1 pseudogene is annotated in these 1,038 nt (G+C 47.0%); it reads left to right on the plus strand.

Annotation, left to right across the window (positions count from 1 at the left end):
* Positions 1–162: 162 nt before the first annotated feature.
* A pseudogene (locus CIK04_RS27220) lies at positions 163–999 on the plus strand (MFS transporter); the annotation flags it as partial.
* Between the last annotated feature and the right edge of the window lie 39 nt (positions 1,000–1,038).

Raw genomic sequence — 1,038 nt, forward strand, 5'->3', positions numbered from 1 at the left:
CTTCCCGCTCTGATTCACAAAAGACAAAAGAAACCGAGGCATTTTCTGTACTCGTTTGAATATTTAGACACAAAGGACTGTGGCTGCGCTTTCGTTCTTTTCTTCATGATAGTAATGAACTCAGCAAGGCACTAAACAAGATCAAAGAGGCTAACATGTTTTATCGCGTCGATTTTTCCTTACTTCTGCACTCAGTGCTTGGGTGCCCTCAACGATAATATCTATAAGAATGTGTTACTGCTGATGGTGACTTATAGCCAAGTGGAACAGCTTCCACTGCCCATTGACTTATTTGTGAATCTCGCGGCGGGCTTCATTTCTATCTTACCTTTCCTTCTTTTTCAGCCCATGCTGGGCAAGTCGCTGACAATATGGACAAGGCACGATTAATTAAGCGYCTAAAACAGATTGAACTGTTGGTGATGGGCTGCGCCGCCATCGCCATTTTGACGCAAAGCTACATCGCATGCTGATCTTCGCTCTTTCTCACCGGGACTCAATCGGCCTATTTTGGCCCGGTTAAATACTCCCTGCTTCCACAAGCACTCAAAGCCAACGAGTTGGTCAAAGGCAATGCTTGGGTAGAGATGGGCACCTTCGTTTCTATTTTGCTTGGCACACTCACCGCAGGCGTGCTGATTGCGTTAGAAAATGGGCTCTACATTACCGCGAGGCTTAGTATTGGTGTCTGGCGTACTTGGTCGTTGATCAGCAGCCAAAAAAATGCCCGCACTACCATTGCAAACACCTGCTAAAAAAGTACAGTTCAAACCTATTTCCGGCTTAGTCAGCACGCTGAAGAATGCGCAGAAAAATCGTGGAATCTGGATGGCGATCTTAGCCATCAGTTGGTTTTGGTTTTTAGGCGCCACCTACCTGACTCAGTTCCCCAACTTCGCAAAAACGCACCTCTATGCAGACAGCACGGYCGTTTCTGTGTTGCTGGCACTGTTTTCCATTGGCGTCGCTACGGGTTCATGGCTGTGTGAAAACTCTCTTTGATCAGTGGAACTCGGTATTCTGCCTTTGGCATTGCCG

The organism is Vibrio sp. 03_296 (assembly GCF_002265885.1).